Source organism: Leclercia sp. G3L, assembly GCF_021117075.1.
Lineage (GTDB): Bacteria > Pseudomonadota > Gammaproteobacteria > Enterobacterales > Enterobacteriaceae > Enterobacter > Enterobacter adecarboxylatus_C.
Map to the genome: position 1 here is coordinate 2,076,199 of NZ_CP088265.1, position 19,045 is coordinate 2,095,243.

The 19,045-nt window shown below is 58.8% G+C and carries 12 protein-coding genes and 3 tRNA genes; 11 read left to right on the plus strand and 4 right to left on the minus strand.

Features of this window, described 5'->3' with window-relative positions; translation table 11 throughout:
• The 9 genes from thyA to recD all read left to right on the plus strand — a co-directional run bounded on the left by thyA (window position 1) and on the right by recD (window position 14,474).
• Window positions 1–795, plus strand: coding sequence for a thymidylate synthase (gene thyA / locus LRS40_RS11440; protein WP_231313730.1), 795 nt, complete (start codon window positions 1–3; stop codon window positions 793–795).
• 183 nt (window positions 796–978) lie between these two features.
• Window positions 979–1,443 (plus strand): prepilin peptidase-dependent protein, encoded by a 465-nt coding sequence (locus LRS40_RS11445; protein WP_231313731.1) that lies wholly within the window; start codon window positions 979–981, stop codon window positions 1,441–1,443.
• On the plus strand, window positions 1,434–1,997 hold the full coding sequence (locus LRS40_RS11450; RefSeq protein WP_231313732.1) for a prepilin peptidase-dependent protein: 564 nt from the start codon (window positions 1,434–1,436) through the stop codon (window positions 1,995–1,997). The genes LRS40_RS11445 and LRS40_RS11450 overlap by 10 nt, the downstream gene beginning before the upstream one ends.
• A complete protein-coding gene (locus tag LRS40_RS11455; protein WP_231313733.1) occupies window positions 1,994–2,398 on the plus strand; it encodes a DUF2509 family protein in 405 nt (134 codons plus the stop codon). Before LRS40_RS11450 ends, LRS40_RS11455 begins: the two co-directional genes overlap by 4 nt.
• The gene (locus LRS40_RS11460) at window positions 2,383–2,706 is read left to right on the plus strand and encodes a prepilin-type N-terminal cleavage/methylation domain-containing protein (RefSeq protein WP_142486961.1); all 324 of its coding nucleotides are present in this window, start codon (window positions 2,383–2,385) and stop codon (window positions 2,704–2,706) included. The genes LRS40_RS11455 and LRS40_RS11460 overlap by 16 nt, the downstream gene beginning before the upstream one ends.
• A gap of 12 nt (window positions 2,707–2,718) precedes the next feature.
• On the plus strand, window positions 2,719–6,087 hold the full coding sequence (gene recC, locus LRS40_RS11465; protein WP_231313734.1) for an exodeoxyribonuclease V subunit gamma: 3,369 nt from the start codon (window positions 2,719–2,721) through the stop codon (window positions 6,085–6,087).
• Between the two features lie 145 nt (window positions 6,088–6,232).
• Window positions 6,233–9,115 carry a pitrilysin gene (gene ptrA, locus LRS40_RS11470; protein WP_231313735.1) on the plus strand — a complete coding sequence of 961 codons (2,883 nt, stop codon included), beginning with the start codon at window positions 6,233–6,235 and terminating at the stop codon, window positions 9,113–9,115.
• A complete protein-coding gene (recB, locus tag LRS40_RS11475; protein WP_231313736.1) occupies window positions 9,112–12,657 on the plus strand; it encodes an exodeoxyribonuclease V subunit beta in 3,546 nt (1,181 codons plus the stop codon). Before ptrA ends, recB begins: the two co-directional genes overlap by 4 nt.
• Window positions 12,654–14,474 (plus strand): exodeoxyribonuclease V subunit alpha, encoded by a 1,821-nt coding sequence (gene recD, locus LRS40_RS11480; protein WP_142486957.1) that lies wholly within the window; start codon window positions 12,654–12,656, stop codon window positions 14,472–14,474. Before recB ends, recD begins: the two co-directional genes overlap by 4 nt.
• A gap of 37 nt (window positions 14,475–14,511) precedes the next feature.
• On the opposite strand, the gene argA is transcribed toward recD, so the two are convergent.
• Complete coding sequence (argA, locus tag LRS40_RS11485) at window positions 14,512–15,843, minus strand: amino-acid N-acetyltransferase (protein ID WP_142486956.1); 1,332 nt, start codon at window positions 15,841–15,843, stop codon at window positions 14,512–14,514.
• Window positions 15,844–16,072: 229 nt separating this feature from the next.
• On the opposite strand from argA, the gene amiC reads away from it, so the two are divergent.
• Window positions 16,073–17,326, plus strand: coding sequence for an N-acetylmuramoyl-L-alanine amidase AmiC (gene amiC / locus LRS40_RS11490; protein ID WP_142486955.1), 1,254 nt, complete (start codon window positions 16,073–16,075; stop codon window positions 17,324–17,326).
• Between the two features lie 88 nt (window positions 17,327–17,414).
• On the opposite strand, the gene LRS40_RS11495 is transcribed toward amiC, so the two are convergent.
• The 3 genes from LRS40_RS11495 to LRS40_RS11505 form a co-directional block, all read right to left on the minus strand.
• A tRNA-Met gene (locus LRS40_RS11495) sits at window positions 17,415–17,491 on the minus strand.
• A gap of 43 nt (window positions 17,492–17,534) precedes the next feature.
• Window positions 17,535–17,611, minus strand: a tRNA-Met gene (locus LRS40_RS11500).
• Window positions 17,612–17,645: 34 nt separating this feature from the next.
• Window positions 17,646–17,722, minus strand: a tRNA-Met gene (locus tag LRS40_RS11505).
• Between the two features lie 207 nt (window positions 17,723–17,929).
• On the opposite strand from LRS40_RS11505, the gene mltA reads away from it, so the two are divergent.
• The gene (gene mltA, locus LRS40_RS11510) at window positions 17,930–19,027 is read left to right on the plus strand and encodes a murein transglycosylase A (RefSeq protein ID WP_231313737.1); all 1,098 of its coding nucleotides are present in this window, start codon (window positions 17,930–17,932) and stop codon (window positions 19,025–19,027) included.
• The last annotated feature ends 18 nt before the right edge of the window (window positions 19,028–19,045 follow it).

Genomic DNA, 19,045 nt, shown 5'->3' on the forward strand with positions numbered 1-19,045 from the left:
ATGAAACAGTATCTTGAACTGATGCAAAAAGTGCTCGATGAGGGCACGCCAAAGAACGATCGCACCGGCACCGGTACGATCTCCATTTTTGGCCACCAGATGCGCTTCAACCTGCAGGAAGGTTTTCCGCTGGTCACGACCAAGCGCTGCCATTTACGCTCGATCATTCATGAACTGCTATGGTTCCTGCAGGGCGACACCAATATCGCCTATCTGCGCGAGAACAACGTCTCCATATGGGACGAGTGGGCGGATGAAAACGGCGATCTGGGCCCGGTCTACGGCAAGCAGTGGCGCGCCTGGCCGACGCCGGATGGCCGCCATATTGACCAGATCACCACCGTGATGAACCAGCTGAAAAACGATCCAGACTCGCGCCGTATCATCGTGTCGGCCTGGAACGTGGGCGAACTGGATAAGATGGCGCTGGCCCCGTGCCACGCGTTTTTCCAGTTCTACGTAGCGGATGGCAAGCTCTCCTGCCAGCTCTACCAGCGCTCCTGCGATGTGTTCCTCGGCCTGCCGTTCAACATCGCCAGCTATGCGCTGCTGGTGCATATGATGGCCCAGCAGTGTGACCTGGAAGTGGGGGATTTTGTCTGGACCGGTGGGGATACCCACCTGTACAGCAACCATATGGAGCAGACCCACCTGCAGCTGAACCGTGAGCCGCGTGCGCTGCCGAAGCTGGTCATCAAACGTAAACCGGACTCCATTTTCGACTATCGCTTCGAAGATTTCGAAATTGAGGGCTACGACCCGCATCCGGGGATTAAAGCTCCTGTAGCCATCTGAGGCTGCAATCCTGACACAACCGGCGCCTTTCGCGCCGGTTTTTTTATGCCCTCGTGATGGTTTTGCGAGCCTGCGTCCGCGTGAATTGCAACGCGCTGAAACTCCCTCGAAAGTGCTGAAGCCGCCTCGTAATCTGCACATCTGCCCCTCGAACTGTTTTTTTCTTCACGGCACACTGCCGCCATGAAAAAGGAAAAGGGCTTTACCCTCATGGAAATGCTGATCGCCCTCTCGCTGATCGTGACGCTCAGTGCGGCAGGGCTGTACGGCTGGCGGCGCTGGCAGCAGCAACAGCAGCTGTGGCAGACGGCGCGCCAGGTACGGGATTACCTGGTGGTGCTGCGAAATGATGCCTGGCGGAACAACCGGGACCATATTGTGACCCTGCAACGGGCGGGCAAACAGTGGTGTCTGTTAAAGACCGGCATCCCGGCGTGCCAGGCGGATAATGCTTTTGTACTCACGCCGCAGTGGTCTGACATTCAGGTCACCGAGCTAACGCCTGCGCTGGGGTTTTACGGTTTACGGGATACCGCCTGGGCCGGAAGAGTACGTGTGCAAAGCCAGGCCGGAGAGTGGCTGATCCTCATTTCCGCATGGGGGCGTATCCGCATGTGCAACGGAAAGGGGGAGTTCGCATGCCGGTAAAGCAGCAGGGATTTTCCCTGACCGAAGTACTGATCGCGATGGCGATAAGCAGCGTGCTGCTGATGAGCGCGGCGCGATTCTTGCCCGCGCTACAGCGGTCGATAATGGTGCTGACGAAGCAGCAGGAGCTGCAAGAGGAGCTCTGGCTGCGCATAAACGGCATCGGTAAGCATCTGCAACGGGCGGGGTATTGCGCGGGCAAGTGCGAAGGCGAGGCGCTGAAAATTGGTCTGCGCGGCGAATGCGTTATTGTCCAGTGGGATGAAAACAGCAACGGCCGCTGGGAAACCTTACCCTCAGCCGGCGCCGAGCAGACCGGCTTTCGTCTGAACGGCGACGCACTGGAAACTTTGCGAGGTGCGACGCAGTGCGAGGGTAAGGGTTGGGAGAGAATGACCGACCCTGACAGGATCAGGGTTCAGCGTTTTCAGGTGCAACGCATTTTACGTGCGGGCTTCGCCCCGGAGCTGAGCCTGACGCTGGCGGCCTCCGTCAACGGACAGCGCGATGGCGTGGTCGAGGCGCGCCACGTCGTGACCGGGTTTAATCTGTGAACCGTCAGCAAGGGATGTCGTCGCTGGCGCTGGTGCTCCTGCTGCTGATTCTTGGCAGCCTGATGCTGGCCGGACTCAACCAGCAGTTGGCTGCCCTGATGCGCATCGTTAGTACGGAACGTCAGGCGATACAGCATCAGGCGACAGCCCAGTCCGCGCTGGAATGGGGAAGAATGCTCTCCTGGCAAACCCAGGCTGAATATGCATGCCGTCAGCATCCGCAGCAGCCCTGGCGCGTCTGCTTACGCATTCTGGAGGAACGCGCGCTGCTTATCGCCAGCAGCGGTAGCGCGACGCTGTGGCGGCTGGGCGAGGTGACGGCCAACGGCGTATATTTCTCGCCGCAGGGCTGGAGCGATTTCTGTCCCCTGAAGGAGAGGGCGTTATGTCAGCAACCGTAGCGAAACAGAAGGGGTTCAGCATCGTTGAGGTCTTACTGGCCATGATGCTGATGGTAATGGTCGTCACCGGGCTGGCGGGTTACCATCGTGTGTTAGCCAGCCGGTTTGTCACCCTTGAGCAGTATCGTCAGCTCTGGCGTCATGTCTGGTCTCAGTCACAGCTGGCCGCCGGGGAGATCCCTCCAGGCTGGCAGGTAAACAGGGTGCAGACAACACCGGCCGGATGTGTCAGCATCTCGGTCTCACTTATTTCTCCATTGGGTCGGCAGGGTCAAATGACGCGCCTGCACTGCCCGGTTAGCCAGTAGTTGGGAGCAGCAATGTTAAGGGTCTACCACTCAAACCGTCTTGATGTGCTGGAAGCACTGATGGAATTTATCGTCGAGCAGCAGCGGCTCGACGATCCCTTTGAACCGGAGATGATCCTGGTTCAAAGCACCGGTATGGCCCAGTGGCTGCAGATGTCCCTGTCGCAAAAGTTTGGCATTGCCGCCAACATTGATTTCCCGCTGCCCGCCAGTTTTATCTGGGATATGTTTGTTCGCGTGCTGCCGGAGATCCCCAAACAGAGCGCGTTCAACAAACAGAGCATGAGCTGGAAGCTGATGACGCTGCTGCCGGAGATGCTGACGCATGATGAGTTCGCCATGCTGCGCCACTACCTGAACGACGATACCGATAAACGAAAGCTGTTTCAGCTGGCGTCGCGTACTGCCGATCTCTATGACCAGTATCTGGTCTATCGCCCCGAGTGGTTAACGCGCTGGGAAGCAGGAGAACTGATTGACGGCCTTGACCAGGCGCAGGTCTGGCAGGCGCCGCTGTGGAAAGCGCTGGTGGAACACACTGAAAAGCTGGGTCAGCCGCAGTGGCACCGTGCCAATCTCTATGAACGTTTTATCGCGACGCTGGAGTCGGCCTCTGCGCCGCCTGCCGGATTGCCATCCCGGGTCTTTATCTGCGGGATCTCCGCCTTGCCGCCGGTTTATCTGAGAGCGCTGAATGCGCTGGGCCGGCATATCGATATTCATATTCTTTTCACCAATCCCTGCCGGCATTACTGGGGAGACATTCAGGATGCCCGCTGGCTGGCCCGCATCGTCACGCGCCAGCGTCGTCGCCTGTTTGACGAACGCGCGGTGCCGCTATTTAAAGACAGCGAGACGGCGGCTGACCTCTTTGACGAACAGGGCATTCAGAACCTGCCGAATCCGCTGCTGGCCTCCTGGGGAAAACTGGGGCGCGACTATATCTACATGCTCTCCGAGCTTACCGCTTCCGGAGAAGGGGATGTCGATGCCTTTGCGGATATCACCCCGGACAGCCTGCTGCATAACGTGCAGCGGGATATTCTGGATCTGGACAACCGCGCGGTGGCAGGCATCACCGCCGCCGAGTTTGCCAACAGCGCCAACAAGCGCCTGCTCGATCCTGACGATCGCAGCGTGACCATTCACCTGTGCCATAGCCCGCAGCGTGAGGTGGAGGTGCTGCATGACAAACTGCTGGCGATGCTGGAGGACGATCCGCAGCTGACGCCGCGCGACATCGTAGTGATGGTGGCCGACATCGACAGCTACAGCCCCTATATCCAGGCGGTGTTTGGCAGCGCGACGGGCGATCGCTACCTGCCGTTTGCAATATCGGACCGCCGGGCGCGTCAGTCGCATCCTGCCCTGCAGGCGTTTGTCAGCCTGCTTTCGCTGCCGGACAGCCGCTTCGTGCCGGAAGATGTGCTGGCCCTGCTGGACGTGCCGGTACTGGCGGCCCGTTTTGATATTGATGAGGACGCGCTGCGCTACCTGCGTCAGTGGGTCAACGAATCGGGCGTTCGCTGGGGGATGGACGATGACAACGTGCAGGAGTTTGAGCTGCCGGTCACAGGCCAGCATACCTGGCAGTTTGGCCTGACGCGTATGCTGCTCGGCTACGCCATGGAGAGCAGCCAGGGAGAGTGGAATGCCGTCCTGCCGTATGACGAATCCAGTGGCTTAATTGCCGAGCTGGTGGGTCATCTGGCTTCGCTGCTGATGCAGCTTAACCGCTGGCGGCGGGAGCTGATGAAGTCGCGCTCGCTCGAGGAGTGGATGCCGGTATGCCGGGAGATGCTTAATGATTTCTTCCTGCCGGATCAGGAAACCGAAGCGGCGATGGCGCTAATCGAGCAGCAGTGGCAGGCTATCATTGATGAGGGTATCGCCTCGCACTATGGCGAAGCGATACCTCTTTCGCTGTTACGCGATGAATTAACGCTGCGTCTCGATCAGGAGCGTATCAGCCAGCGCTTCCTCGCCGGGCCGGTGAATATCTGCACTCTGATGCCGATGCGCTCCATTCCATTTAAGGTGGTCTGCCTGCTGGGCATGAACGACGGCGTCTACCCGCGCGCGCTGGCGCCGCTGGGGTTTGATTTAATGAGCCAACAGTCCCAGCGCGGCGACCGTAGCCGTCGCGATGACGACCGCTACCTGTTCCTCGAGGCGCTGATCTCCGCCCAACAGCAGCTCTATATCAGCTACATCGGCCGCTCAATTCAGGACAACAGCGAACGTTTCCCTTCGGTGCTGGTTCAGGAGCTGGTGGACTACATCGGACAAAGCCACTACCTGCCGGGGGATGAGCACCTCAATTGTGATGAAAGCGAACAGCGCGTGAAGGCGCATATCACCTGCTGCCACAGCCGTATGCCGTTTGATGCCGTTAACTACAAGGACAACGAGCAGCAGAGCTACGCCCGGGAGTGGCTGCCGGCCGCGAAGCGGGAAGGGGTGGCCCATGGCGACTTTATCCAGACGCTGGATCCGCTCCCGTTGGATACGGTCGCGTTTGAACAACTTCAGCGCTTTTGGGCCCACCCGGTGCGGGCCTTTTTCCAGATGCGGTTGCAGGTCCATTTCCGCTCCGAAGAGAGCGAGATCCCGGATGCGGAGCCGTTTACCCTGGATGGGTTAAGCCGCTACCAGTTAAACCAGCAGTTGCTGAACGCGCTGGTGGAGCAGGAGGATGCCCATAAGCTGTTCCGTCGCTATCGTGCGGCGGGTCAGCTGCCATATGGCGCCTTCGGGGAAATTACCTGGGATGCCCAGTGTGAAGAGATGCAGGCCCTCGCTGGCCGGGTGATTGAGTGTCGCCAGCCCGGCACGAACATGGAGATCGATCTCAACTGCAACGGTATCAATCTGACGGGATGGCTGCAGCACGTACAGCCTGACGGACTGCTGCGCTGGCGTCCGTCAATGCTCAGCGTTTCGCAAGGTTTGCAACTTTGGCTGGAACACCTTGTCTATTGTGCGAGCGGTGGCGAAGGTGAGAGCCGGTTATTTGTACGTAAAGACGGCCAATGGCGCTTCCCGGCGCTGCCTGCCGCCCAGGCCATGGAGTATCTGTCGCAGCTGGTTGAAGGCTACCGGCAGGGGATGAATAAGCCGCTGCTGCTGCTGCCAGAAAGTGGGGGGGCATGGATTAAAACCTGTTACGACGCCACAAATGATGCGATGTTAACGGATGATGCGACCCTGCAAAAAGCGCGCAGCAAATTTTTGCAGGCTTATGAAGGCAACATGATCGTGCGTGGGGAAGGGGACGACGTCTGGTATCAACGCCTGTGGCGAACCCTTGAGCCCGAGTACTTTGAGGCCATCACCGACGAGGCCCGACGCTACCTGTTGCCGCTGTATAAATTTAATTAGTCCTGGCCCTGTTTAAAAATTGCGCAGGTTTGGGCATTCATTTATGATGCCCATCTTGTCATGGACTGATGTACACCACAAAGAGATGCTGGCCTGCCCGGCACAAAGCGTGTTAATGATGATGTCCGTGATGAAGAGGTAGTGAATGCCAGGCAGCACCTTGTTGAAATCGTTAGTTTTGTTCGTCGCTCTTTGGGCCCCCCTCAGTCAGGCAAATACCGGTTGGCAACCCGTTCAGGAAACGATCCGCAAAAGCGATAAAGATACCCGCGAATATCAGGCGATCCGCCTTGATAACGGGATGGTCGTGCTGCTGGTTTCCGATCCGCAGGCCGTAAAGTCACTGTCGGCGCTGGTAGTGCCGGTGGGCTCGCTGGAAGATCCTGAATCCCACCCGGGGCTTGCGCACTATCTTGAACATATGACCCTGATGGGCTCAACCAAGTACCCGCAGCCTGACAGCCTGGCCGAATTTTTAAAAATGCACGGTGGTAGCCATAACGCCAGCACCGCGCCGTACCGTACTGCCTTTTATCTTGAAGTTGAAAACGATGCGCTGGAAGGGGCGGTCGATCGCCTTGCGGATGCCATTGCCGCTCCGCTGCTGGATAAAAAATATGCCGATCGCGAACGCAACGCCGTTAATGCCGAGCTGACGATGGCCCGTACCCGGGACGGGATGCGTATGGCACAGGTCAGCGCCGAAACCATTAACCCCGCGCACCCTGGCTCCCGCTTTTCCGGCGGTAATCTTGAAACCCTGAGCGACAAGCCGGGCAGCCCGGTGCTTGATGCGCTGCACGCCTTCCGCGATAAATACTACTCCGCCAATCTGATGAAAGCGGTGGTGTACAGCAACAAACCCCTGCCAGAGCTGGCGAAACTCGCCGCCGATACCTACGGCCGCGTTCCGAATAAAGATATTACCCGCCCGGAAGTCACCGTGCCGGTCGTCACCGATGCGCAGAAAGGCTTAATCATTCACTATGTTCCCGCGATGCCGCGTAAGGTGCTGCGCGTTGAATTCCGCATTGATAACAACACCGCGCAGTTTCGCAGCAAAACCGACGAGCTGGTTAACTACCTGATTGGCAACCGTAGCCCGGACACGCTGTCCGACTGGCTGCAAAAGCAGGGGCTGGTGGAAGGTATCCGCGCGGACTCCGATCCGATCGTCAACGGCAACAGCGGCGTGCTGGCCATCTCCGCCACCTTAACTGATAAAGGTCTGGCCCATCGTGATGAGGTGGTTGCCGCCATTTTCAGCTACCTGTCGCTGTTGCGTGACAAAGGCGTTGATAAACGCTATTTCGACGAGCTGGCCCACGTGCTGGATCTCGACTTCCGTTATCCCTCCATTACCCGTGATATGGACTACGTTGAGTGGCTGGCCGACACCATGATCCGTGTGCCGGTCGAGCATACGCTGGATGCGGTCAATATCGCAGATCGGTACGATGCTGACGCCGTCAAAGCCCGTCTGGCAATGATGACCCCGCAGAACGCCCGTATCTGGTATATCAGCCCGGACGAGCCGCACAACAAAACCGCCTACTTTGTAAACGCTGAATATCAGGTTGATAAAATCAGCGAGCAAACTTTTGCCGACTGGCAGAAGCGATCCGCTGCGATTGCGCTCAAGCTGCCGGAGGTGAACCCCTATATCCCGGACGATTTCGCGCTGATCAAACCCACTAAAGAGTATGCGAAACCGCAGCTGATTGTGGATGAGTCTGACCTGCGCGTGGTCTATACCCCGAGCCGCTATTTCGCCAGCGAGCCGAAAGCCAACGTCAGCATGGTACTGCGTAACCCTGCAGCAATGGACAGCGCCAAAAACCAGGTGATGTTTGCCCTGAATGATTATCTGGCCGGCATTGCGCTGGATCAGCTCAGCAACCAGGCCGCCGTGGGCGGGATCGGTTTCTCAACTAACGCCAACAATGGCCTGATGCTTAACGCCAACGGCTACACCCAGCGTCTGCCGCAGCTGTTTAAGGCGTTGCTGGAGGGTTACTTTAGCTACACCGCTACCGAGGATCAGCTGGCGCAGGCCAAATCCTGGTATGCCCAGATGATGGACTCCGCCGAAAAGGGTAAGGCCTTCGATCAGGCCATTATGCCGGTGCAGATGCTGTCGCAGGTGCCTTATTTCCAGCGCGAAGAGCGTCGGGCGCTGCTGCCGTCCATCACCCTTGACGAGGTGATGGCCTATCGTGCGGCGCTGAAAACCAACTCCAGACCGGAGTTTCTGGTGGTCGGCAATATGAGCGAAGATCAGGCGAAAACCCTGGCGCAGGACGTCCGTACTCAGCTGGGGGCGAAGGGAACCGAATGGTGTCGCAACCAGGATGTGCTGGTGGATAAACAGCAGAACGTGATTTTCGAGAAACCCGGCAGCAGCACCGACTCCGCGCTGGCGGCGGTGTTTGTCCCAACCGGCTATGACGAATACGCCAGCTCGGCCTACAGCGCCATGCTCGGACAGATCGTCCAGCCCTGGTTCTACACCCAGTTACGTACCGAAGAGCAGCTGGGCTATGCCGTGTTTGCTTTCTCGATGAACGTGGGCCGCCAGTGGGGGATGGGCTTCCTGCTGCAAAGCAGTGATAAACAGCCGGATTATCTCTGGCAGCGTTTCCAGGCCTTCTTCCCGCAGGCGGAAGCTAAGCTGCGCGCCATGAAGCCAGAAGAGTTTGCTCAGATCCAGCAGGCGGTGATCGCCCAGATTACGCAGCCGCCGCAAACCCTGGCCGAAGAGGCGTCAAAGATCAGCAAAGATTTTGATCGGGGTAATATGCGCTTCGATTCGCATGATAAAGTAGTGGCCGAGATAAAACAGCTCACGCCGCAGAAAGTCGCCGACTTCTTCCACCAGGCGGTGGTTGCCCCGCAGGGGATGGCGATCCTGTCCCAGGTATCGGGTAGTCAGAGTAAAAAAGCTGACGTTGCCCCGCCTGCAGGCTGGACGGTCTGGAAGAGCGTGAGCGCATTGCAGCAATCTTTGCCCAGGAGTAAGAACGAATGACCGATACCGCCGAGTCCCTTGATCCCCTGAGTTTACCGTTACAGGGGGAACGACTGATAGAGGCCTCAGCGGGAACCGGAAAAACCTTCACCATCGCCGCACTCTATCTGCGCCTGCTGCTCGGGCTGGGCGGCAGCGCAGCCTTCAGTCGCCCGCTCAGCGTGGAAGAGCTGCTGGTGGTGACCTTCACCGAAGCCGCGACGGAAGAGCTGCGCGGCCGTATCCGCGCCAACATTCACGAGCTGCGGATCGCCTGCCTGAGACAGAGCACGGACAATCCGCTGTATGCCAGTCTGCTGGACGAGATTGACGACACACAGCAGGCGGCCCAGTGGCTGCTGCTGGCGGAACGGCAGATGGACGAGGCCGCCGTGTTCACTATCCACGGCTTCTGTCAGCGCATGCTCAGCCTGAATGCCTTTGAATCCGGCATGCTCTTCGAGCAGCAACTCATCGAAGATGAATCCCTGTTGCGCTACCAGGCGTGCGCCGACTTCTGGCGTCGTCACTGCTACCCTCTGCCTCGCGATATTGCCGAAGCGGTACACGCTCTCTGGAAAGGCCCGGAAGAGTTACTCCGGTCCATCGATCGTTACCTGCAGGGTGAAGCCCCGGTAATTAAATCCCCCCCGCCTGCGGACGAAACCCTGGCCTCTCGCCATGAGAAGATCGTCGGCCTCATCGCCACCATGAAGCAGCAGTGGTCCAGCAGCGTGGGGGAAATCGACGCGATTATTGAACGTTCCGGTATCGACCGGCGCAAGTTCAACCGCGGCAACCAGGCAAAATATATTGAGCGCGTCACGGCCTGGGCCCAGGAAGAGAAGCACAGCTACCAGCTCCCTGACGCGCTGGAAAAGTTCTCACAAACGTTCCTGGCGGAGCGCACAAAAGCGGGCGGCGAGGTGCCGGAACACCCGCTGTTTGTCGCCATCGATACTCTGCTGGCTGAGCCATTGACCCTGAACGATCTGATGATCACCCGCGCGCTGGCAGAGATCCGCGCAGCAGTCGCGCGCGAAAAGCGCCGTCGCGGCGAGCTGGGTTTTGACGATATGCTCAGCCGCCTCGATGAGGCGCTGAACAGCGACAATGGCGACGCGCTGGCCGCGGCCATCCGCGGCCGTTTTCCGGTGGCGATGATCGATGAATTCCAGGATACCGACCCCCAGCAGTACCGGATTTTCCGGCGGATCTGGCGGCAGCAGCCTGACACCGCGCTGCTGCTGATTGGCGACCCGAAGCAGGCGATCTACGCGTTCCGTGGAGCGGATATCTTTACCTATATGAAGGCCCGTGGCGAAGTTGCCGCGCACTATACGCTGGATACCAACTGGCGCTCGGCGCCCGGTATGGTGGAAAGCGTCAATACCCTCTTTTCACAGATGAACGACGCCTTCATGTTCCGTGAAATCCCCTTCCTGCCGGTCAAATCCGCCCCGAGAAACGCCGGGCTGCGCTTTGAGCTTCGGGGGGAGTTCCAGCCAGCGATGAACGTCTGGCTGATGGAGGGCGAGGGGTGCGGCGTCGGGGATTACCAGGCCTTTATGGCCCAGCACTGCGCGGCGCAAATCCGCGACTGGCTGAGCGCCGGGGTGCGCGGTGAAGCCATTCTGCACCGGGGCGACGAGGCCCGGCCGGTGAGAGCATCGGACATTACGGTGCTGGTGCGCAGTCGTCAGGAGGCGGCGCTCGTCCGCGACGCGCTGACGCTGCTGACCATTCCCTCGGTCTATCTCTCCAACCGCGACAGCGTGTTTGAAACCCTCGAAGCCCAGGATATGCTCTGGCTGCTGCAGGCGGTGCTGGCGCCCGAGCGTGAAAGCATCCTGCGCAGCGCGCTGGCAAGCTCAATGCTCGGTCTTAACGCCCGGGACATCGACATGCTGAATAACAGTGAAACCCTCTGGGATGAGGCGGTGGAAGAGTTTACCCGCTATCGCGAACGCTGGCAGAAGCGGGGCGTGATGGCGATGCTGCGCGACATCATGGCGCAGCGCAATATTGCCGAAAATATGCTGGCCACCGCGGGGGGCGAACGCCGTCTGACCGATATTTTGCACATCAGCGAGTTGCTCCAGGAGGCGGGAACGCAGCTTGAGAGCGAGCACGCTCTGGTGCGCTGGCTGGCGCAGCATATTGCCGAACCCAACAGCAATGCCTCAAGCCAGCAGATGCGCCTCGAAAGCGACAAACATCTGGTCAAAATCGTCACCATTCACAAATCGAAAGGGCTGGAATACCCCCTGGTCTGGCTGCCTTTTATTGCCAACTACCGGGTGCAGGATCAGGCGTTTTACCACGATCGCAACACCTTTGAAGCCGTACTTGACCTCAGCAAGGCGGAGGACAGCGTCGAGCTGGCCGAAGCCGAGCGGCTGGCGGAAGATTTGCGCCTGCTGTATGTGGCCCTGACCCGCTCGGTCTGGCACTGCAGCCTGGGCGTCGCGCCGCTGTTCCGTCGTCGTGGCGACAAGGGCGGTGACAGCGATTTCCACCTCAGCGCGCTCGGACGCTTGATCCAGCGCGGCGAGCCAAAAGACGCGGCCGGGCTGCGCCAGTGCCTGGAAACCCTGTGCAATGACCACATTGCGCTGCAGGTGGCCGGGGTGGCCGATACCGCCCGCTGGCATATGCCGGAGTCGGCGATGCCGGATCTGCAGGCGCGGCAGGTGGCTCGCGTGCTGTTTGACGACTGGCGGGTCACCAGCTACTCCGGGCTGCAGCAGCGCGGGCACAGTATCGCCCAGGATCTGATGCCGCGCCTCGACGTTGATGCCGCAGGCACAGGCGAGGTGGTACAGGAGCCGGAGCTGACGCCGCACCAGTTCCCGCGCGGTGCCTCGCCAGGCACCTTTTTACACAGCCTGTTTGAAGCGCTCGATTTTACCCAACCCGTCTCCCCGGAGTGGACGCTGGAGATGCTGCAGAAAGGCGGGTATGACGCCCGCTGGGAGCCGGTCCTGACCCACTGGATCAACCAGGTACTGCAGACGCCGCTCAATGAAGAGGGGATCTCCCTGAGCCAGCTTTCAGCCGCCGATAAACAGGTTGAGATGGAGTTTTATCTGCCGATCGCCGGGCCGCTTACCGCCGATGCGCTGGATGCGCTGATCCGCGAGCACGATCCGCTGTCGCGTGACTGCCCGCCGCTCGACTTTCGCCAGGTGCGCGGCATGCTGAAAGGCTTTATTGACCTGGTATTCCGCCATAATGGCCGCTACTACCTGCTCGACTATAAGTCCAACTGGCTGGGGGAAAACGGCGAGGCCTATACGCCGCAGGCAATGGCCCGTGCGATGCAGTCCCACCGCTACGATCTGCAGTACCAGCTCTACACCCTGGCGCTGCACCGTTATCTGCGCCACCGTATTGCCGATTATGACTATCAGCAGCATTTCGGTGGGGTGATCTACCTGTTTTTACGCGGCGTGGACGGCAGTTCGCCGGGGGCCGGTTGCTTTGCCACCCGCCCGGGTGAAATTTTAATCAATCAAATGGATAGCTTGTTTTCTGCAAGCCAAGAGGAGCTTGTGTCATGACGATGCAGGAATTATTGCTGGAGGCCGTGGAACAGCGCGTATTGCGTCGTCTGGATGTACAGTTTGCGATGATGGTGGCCGGGAACGATGAACCCTCGGTGATGCTGGCGACGGCGATCTTAAGCCGGGATACCGGAGAGGGGCATGTCTGTTTGCCGCTGTCCCGTCTGCAGGCAGAGGCTAAAACCGCCGCGCTGCAGGCCTGTTTTGCCCTGCATGATGAAACCCTGGACTGGTCCGCCACGCTGATGCGTTCGCGCGCAGTGAGCGCAGGGGACGAGCCAACGCCGCTGGTGCTGGTGGGCGAGCGCCTCTACCTCAACCGGATGTGGCGCTACGAGCGGGCCGTGGCCGGTTTCTTTAGCGAAGCCAATCAGCCTTTGCCCCATGACAGTGCCGACGTTCAGCGTACCCTGAACGCATTGTTCACCTCTGACGAAGCCGTTAACTGGCAAAAGGTGGCGGCGGCGGTGGCGTTAACGCGGCGTATCTCGGTGATTTCCGGCGGCCCGGGCACCGGTAAAACCACCACCGTCGCCCGCCTGCTGGCGGCGCTGATCCAGATGGCGGGAGAGGAGAAGTGCCGTATCCGGCTGGCGGCCCCGACCGGTAAAGCCGCCGCCCGTCTCACCGAGTCGCTGGGCGGCGCGCTGCAACAGCTTCCGCTGACCGACATTCAGCGTAAGCGCTTCCCGACCGAAGCCAGTACCCTGCACCGTTTGCTCGGCGCCCAGCCGGGCAGCCAGCGTCTGCGTTACCATGCCGGTAACCCGCTGCATCTGGATGTGCTGGTGGTGGATGAAGCCTCGATGATTGACCTGACCATGATGTCTCGTCTGATTGATGCCCTGCCGCCTCATGCCAGGGTGATCTTCCTTGGCGATCGCGATCAGCTGGCCTCCGTCGAAGCGGGCGCCGTGCTGGGCGATATTTGTACCTGGGCCAGCGCCGGTTTTACCGTGCAGCGTGCCCAGGAGCTGGCTGGCATGACCGGATGCCAGATGGAAGGCAACGTCAGCCCGGTGGCGGGCGCCTTGCGCGACAGCCTGTGCCTGCTGCAAAAAAGCTACCGTTTCGGCAGCGACTCCGGCATCGGGCAGCTGGCGGCAGCGGTCAACCGTGGCGATCGTCACGCGCTCCGCTCGGTGTTTGACGGCACGTTCAGCGATATCGAGAAAAAGCAGCTCCAGAGTGGGGAAGAGTATCTGGTGATGCTGGAGGATGCCCTGCAGGGATATCACCATTTTCTCGACCGGGTGCAACACCAGGCCTCCGAAGAGGAGATTCTGGCGGCCTTTGGCGGCTACCAGCTGCTGTGTGCCTTACGGGACGGCCCCTTTGGCGTGGCCGGGCTCAACGAAAGGCTGGAGCAGGTGCTGATGCAAAAGCGCCGCATCAGCCGTCAGCCGCATTCGCGCTGGTATGAAGGACGCCCGGTAATGATTTCGCGCAACGACAGTGCGCTGGGCCTGTTTAACGGGGATATCGGGATTGCGCTGGATCGGGGGCAGGGGCTGCGCGTCTGGTTCCAGATGCCGGATGGCAGCCTGAAGTCCGTACAGCCGAGCCGACTGCCGGAGCATGAAACCGCGTGGGCGATGACGGTGCATAAATCTCAGGGCTCTGAGTTCGATCATGCGGCGCTGATCCTGCCTACCCAGATGTCCCCGGTAGTCACCCGGGAGCTGGTCTATACGGCCATTACCCGTGCCCGTCGGCGGTTGTCGCTATATGCGGATGACGGCGTGCTGGTGCAGGCCGTTACTACCCGTACGGAACGGCGCAGTGGCCTGAGTGCGATTTTTGAAGCCTTGTAATTTATTCCCTCTCCCCATGGGGAGAGGGTCAGGGGGCTTAACCTAAATCCGCCATCAGCACCTTCGAGCGACGCTGATAGTTGTACATCTCTTTCTTGGTTTCCGGCAGGGAATCAATGTCCACCGGCGTAAAGCCGCGTTCCTGGAACCAGTGAATGCTGCGGGTAGTCAGCACAAAGAGTTTACTCAGCCCCTGCTGCCGGGCCTGAACGGCAATCCGCTCCAGCAACACCTCGCCGCGCGACGAACTGCGGTAGTCAGGATGCACCGCCACGCAGGCCATCTCGCCAATCTTCTCTTCCGGGAAGGGGTAGAGCGCCGCACAGGCGATGGTGAGGTTGTCGCGCTGAATAATGGTGAATTTATCGATCTCCATCTCCAGCTGCTCGCGGGAGCGACGCACCAGGATCCCCTGCTGCTCCAGGGGGCGAATCAGCTCCAGAATGCCGCCGATGTCGTTGATAGTGGCGCGACGGATCTGCTCGGCGCTCTCCATCACAATCTGCGTCCCGATACCGTCGCGGGAGAACAGCTCCTGCAACAGGGCACCGTCTTCCTGGTAGCTGATCAGGTGGCTGCGGCGCACGCCGCTGCGGCAGGCTTTAATGGCGCCGCGCAGGAAACGCACGGTGCCAGAGTAGTAGTCCCCCTGTTCCTCAAGCGCTTCTACCCGCGCCTGGGCTTCGTTAGGAAACAGCTCAGAGACGATATTCCCCAGCTCGTTAGTGACGCCCTGTGAAGAGCAGAAACCGATCATTTTTTCGGCTTTCAACTTGATCGCCAGCTGGGTGGCAATCTCTTCTGAGGTGAGGTTAAAGCTTTCGCCGGTCACGGAGACGGCGACCGGGCCGGTCAGCACAATCGCACCGCCGTCGAGCTGGCGATGGATCGCCTCTTCATCGATACGGCGAATACGTCCGCTGTGGCAATAATCCACCCCGTCATCCACGCCAAGCGGCTGAGCGATAATAAAATTGCCGCTCACCACGTTGATGTGCGCTCCCTGCAGCGGAGTGTTGTTGAGGCTCATCGACAGCCGCGCGGTAATGTCCAGCTGCAGCAGACCGGCGGCCTGCTTCACCAGCTCCAGCGTTTTGGCGTCGGTAACGCGGGTATGTTTATGGTAGATCGGCTCGTGATGATGCGCGGCCAGATTGGCTTCAATCTGCGGGCGGGCACCATAAACGACAACAAGGCGAATACCCAGGCTGTGCAGCAGGCCGATGTCATTGACTATGCTGGAGAAGTTCTCATGCTCAATGGCTTCGCCGCCGAGCATAATGACGAACGTCTTTCCCCGGTGGGTGTTGATATAGGGAACAGAATGACGGAATCCCTGGACCAGTTCGATTCTACGTTCCTTCACCACGGCACAACCCCTCAATGAATGTTTATTCGCAATTTTTGTATTTTTATTCGAATATGCCCCTGCGCGCAAGCCAAAATTTTCGGCGAAGCAAAGAAAACATTCAGGGAAGTAATCGTTAACGCATGATTGTTTACCCTTTTAAGGATGACAGGTTATGCATCATTCGCTAAAGTTTTCGGTCAATTTGGACGTTATGAGAAGTTATTCGATATCTTTGCTCGGGAGAAGCATGTCGGGATCCAGTAAAGCATTAAGTCGTCGCCGCCTGTTACAAGGGGCCGGGGCAATGTGGTTGCTTAGCGTAAGTCAGGTAGGGCTTGCCGCCGTCAGTCAGGTGGTGGCGGTACGTGTCTGGCCAGCGTCGACCTATACACGCGTGACGGTCGAATCCAACCGGGTGCTGAACTATAAGCAATTCGCCCTGAGTAATCCGGAGCGGGTGGTGGTGGATATCGAAGGGGTGAACCTCAATTCAGTCCTCAAAGGGATGAGCGCCCAGATCCGTGGCGACGATCCTTTTATCAAGTCCGCACGGGTAGGGCAGTTTGATCCGAAAACCGTGCGCATGGTGTTTGAGCTTAAGCAGAACGTAAAGCCGCAGCTGTTTGCCCTGGCACCGGTGGCCGGATTTAAAGAGCGTCTGGTGATGGATCTCTATCCGGCCAACGCGACGGACATCCAGGATCCTCTGCTGGCGTTGCTGGAGGATTACAACAAAGGCGATCTTGAGAAGCAGGTTCCGCCTGCGCAAAGTGGTCCGCAGCCGGGCAAAGCCGGGCGCGACCGCCCGATTGTGATCATGCTCGATCCGGGCCATGGCGGGGAAGACTCCGGCGCGGTGGGCAAATACCGCACGCGGGAAAAGGATGTAGTGCTGCAGATCGCCCGCCGCCTGAAGGCGTTGATCGACAGAGAAGGCAACATGCGCGCTTACATGACGCGTAATGAGGACGTCTTTATTCCGCTGAAAGTTCGCGTGGCGAAAGCGCAAAAGCAGCGCGCGGATCTGTTTATCTCGATCCATGCGGATGCCTTTACCAGCCGTCAACCGAGCGGTTCATCGGTGTTTGCGCTGTCGACCAAAGGGGCAACCAGTACGGCTGCAAAACTGCTGGCAGATTCGCAAAACGCCTCTGACCTGATCGGCGGCGTCAGTAAGAGCGGCGATCGCTACGTCGACCATACGATGTTTGATATGGTGCAGTCGCTGACCATCACCGACAGCCTGAAATTTGGTAAAGCGGTGCTGGGTAGACTGGGTAGGGTTAATAAGCTGCATAAAAACAGCGTCGAACAGGCCGGGTTCGCGGTACTGAAGGCGCCGGATATCCCGTCGATTCTGGTGGAAACCGCGTTTATCAGTAACGTGGAAGAGGAGCGTAAGCTCAAAACGGCCGCCTTCCAGCAGGAGGTAGCGGAGTCGATACTGGCGGGGATTAAGGCCTATTTCTCGGATGGGGCGACGCTCGCCAGACGAGGATAATCAGGGATGCCGGGTTTATGCCCGGCAAAAGGGCAAACTGCAGATACAAAAAAACACCCGAATGGGTGTTTATTGTTTTCAGAAGTGTTGGTTGCGGGGGCCGGATTTGAACCGACGACCTTCGGGTTATGAGCCCGACGAGCTACCAGGCTGCTCCACCCCGCGTCCGTCATTCTACTTTGTAGAATCTTACTTCTTTAAATTTGATTGGTTGCGGGGGCCGGATTTGAACCGACGACCTTCGGGTTATGAGCCCGACGAGCTACCAGGCTGCTCCACCCCGCGTCACCGTACTGCTTGTACTTCATCAAATTTTAATTGGTTGCGGGGGCCGGATTTGAACCGACGACCTTCGGGTTATGAGCCCGACGAGCTACCAGGCTGCTCCACCCCGCGTCCGTGGAAGCGCACTATACTCTGCTGACTTTTTGTTGCAACCCTTTTTCGTAAAAATCACCAAATTAGATGTTGATTGTACGCTCTGCCGACAGTTCGACTGTTTTTTGCGCAAAATTTGCGTGAGGGGAGGTAATCGCATTTCAATACCCCTGCCGGTTTGTTATCTTCATTGCGCAGAATCGGGCAACTTGAAGACGGGATATAATGAAAGGACGTTGGGCGAAGTATCTGATGACGGGCGCGATGGTAGCAATCCTTGCTGCCTGCTCCTCCAAACCGACCGATCGCGGTCAGCAATATAAAGACGGGAAACTGACCCAGCCTTTCTCTTTAGTGAATCAGCCGGACGCCGTGGGCGCGCCCATCAACGGCGGTGACTTCGCAGAACAGGTGAGCCAGATCCGTACCGCATCACCGCGATTGTACGGTTCGCAGAACGCCGTGTATAACGCGGTGCAGGACTGGTTACGCGCCGGGGGCGATACCCGCACCATGCGCCAGTACGGCCTCGACGCCTGGCAGATGGAGGGCACCGACAACTACGGTAACGTCCAGTTTACCGGCTACTACACCCCGGTGGTACAGGCGCGCCATACCGCGCAGGGTGAGTTCAAGTATCCTATCTACCGCATGCCGCCAAAACGTGGCCGCCTGCCGTCCCGCGCCGAGATCTATTCCGGTGCGCTGAGCGACAACTACATTCTGGCCTACAGTAATTCGCTGATGGATAACTTCATCATGGATGTGCAGGGTAGCGGTTATATCGACTTTGGCGACGGCAGCCCGCTTAACTTCTTCAGCTACTCCGGTAAAAATGGCCATGCTTACCGCAGTATCGGTAAGGTGCTGATCGATCGCGGGGAAGTGAAACGCGAAGATATGTCGATGCAGGCGATCCGCGAGTGGGGCGAGAAGCACAGCGAATATGAAGTGCGCGAACTGCTCGAGCAGAACCCCTCATTTGTCTTCTTTAAGCCGCAAAACTTTGCCCCGGTGAAAGGCGCGAGCGCGGTACCGCTGATTGGCCGCGCCTCGGTGGCCTCTGACAAGACGGTGATCCCGCCGGGCACCACGCTGCTGGCAGAAGTGCCGACGCTGGATCACAACGGGAAATTCTCCGGTCAGTATGAATTGCGTCTGATGGTGGCGCTGGACGTGGGCGGAGCCATCAAAGGCCAGCACTTCGACATCTATCAGGGGATTGGCCCCGATGCTGGCCACCGTGCAGGCTGGTATAACCATTACGGACGCGTGTGGGTGCTGAAAAGCGCAGCAGGCGCAGGCAACGTGTTTAGCGGCTGAGTGTGGTAATATTGACGC

Coding starts and splice junctions, on each gene's coding strand:
- thyA (WP_231313730.1), top strand. CDS start 1: ATGAAACAGTATCTTGAACTGATGCAAAAAGTGCTCGATGAGGGCACG.
- LRS40_RS11445 (WP_231313731.1), top strand. CDS start 979: ATGAAAAAGGAAAAGGGCTTTACCCTCATGGAAATGCTGATCGCCCTC.
- LRS40_RS11450 (WP_231313732.1), top strand. CDS start 1,434: ATGCCGGTAAAGCAGCAGGGATTTTCCCTGACCGAAGTACTGATCGCG.
- LRS40_RS11460 (WP_142486961.1), top strand. CDS start 2,383: ATGTCAGCAACCGTAGCGAAACAGAAGGGGTTCAGCATCGTTGAGGTC.
- recC (WP_231313734.1), top strand. CDS start 2,719: ATGTTAAGGGTCTACCACTCAAACCGTCTTGATGTGCTGGAAGCACTG.
- ptrA (WP_231313735.1), top strand. CDS start 6,233: ATGCCAGGCAGCACCTTGTTGAAATCGTTAGTTTTGTTCGTCGCTCTT.
- recB (WP_231313736.1), top strand. CDS start 9,112: ATGACCGATACCGCCGAGTCCCTTGATCCCCTGAGTTTACCGTTACAG.
- recD (WP_142486957.1), top strand. CDS start 12,654: ATGACGATGCAGGAATTATTGCTGGAGGCCGTGGAACAGCGCGTATTG.
- amiC (WP_142486955.1), top strand. CDS start 16,073: ATGTCGGGATCCAGTAAAGCATTAAGTCGTCGCCGCCTGTTACAAGGG.
- mltA (WP_231313737.1), top strand. CDS start 17,930: ATGAAAGGACGTTGGGCGAAGTATCTGATGACGGGCGCGATGGTAGCA.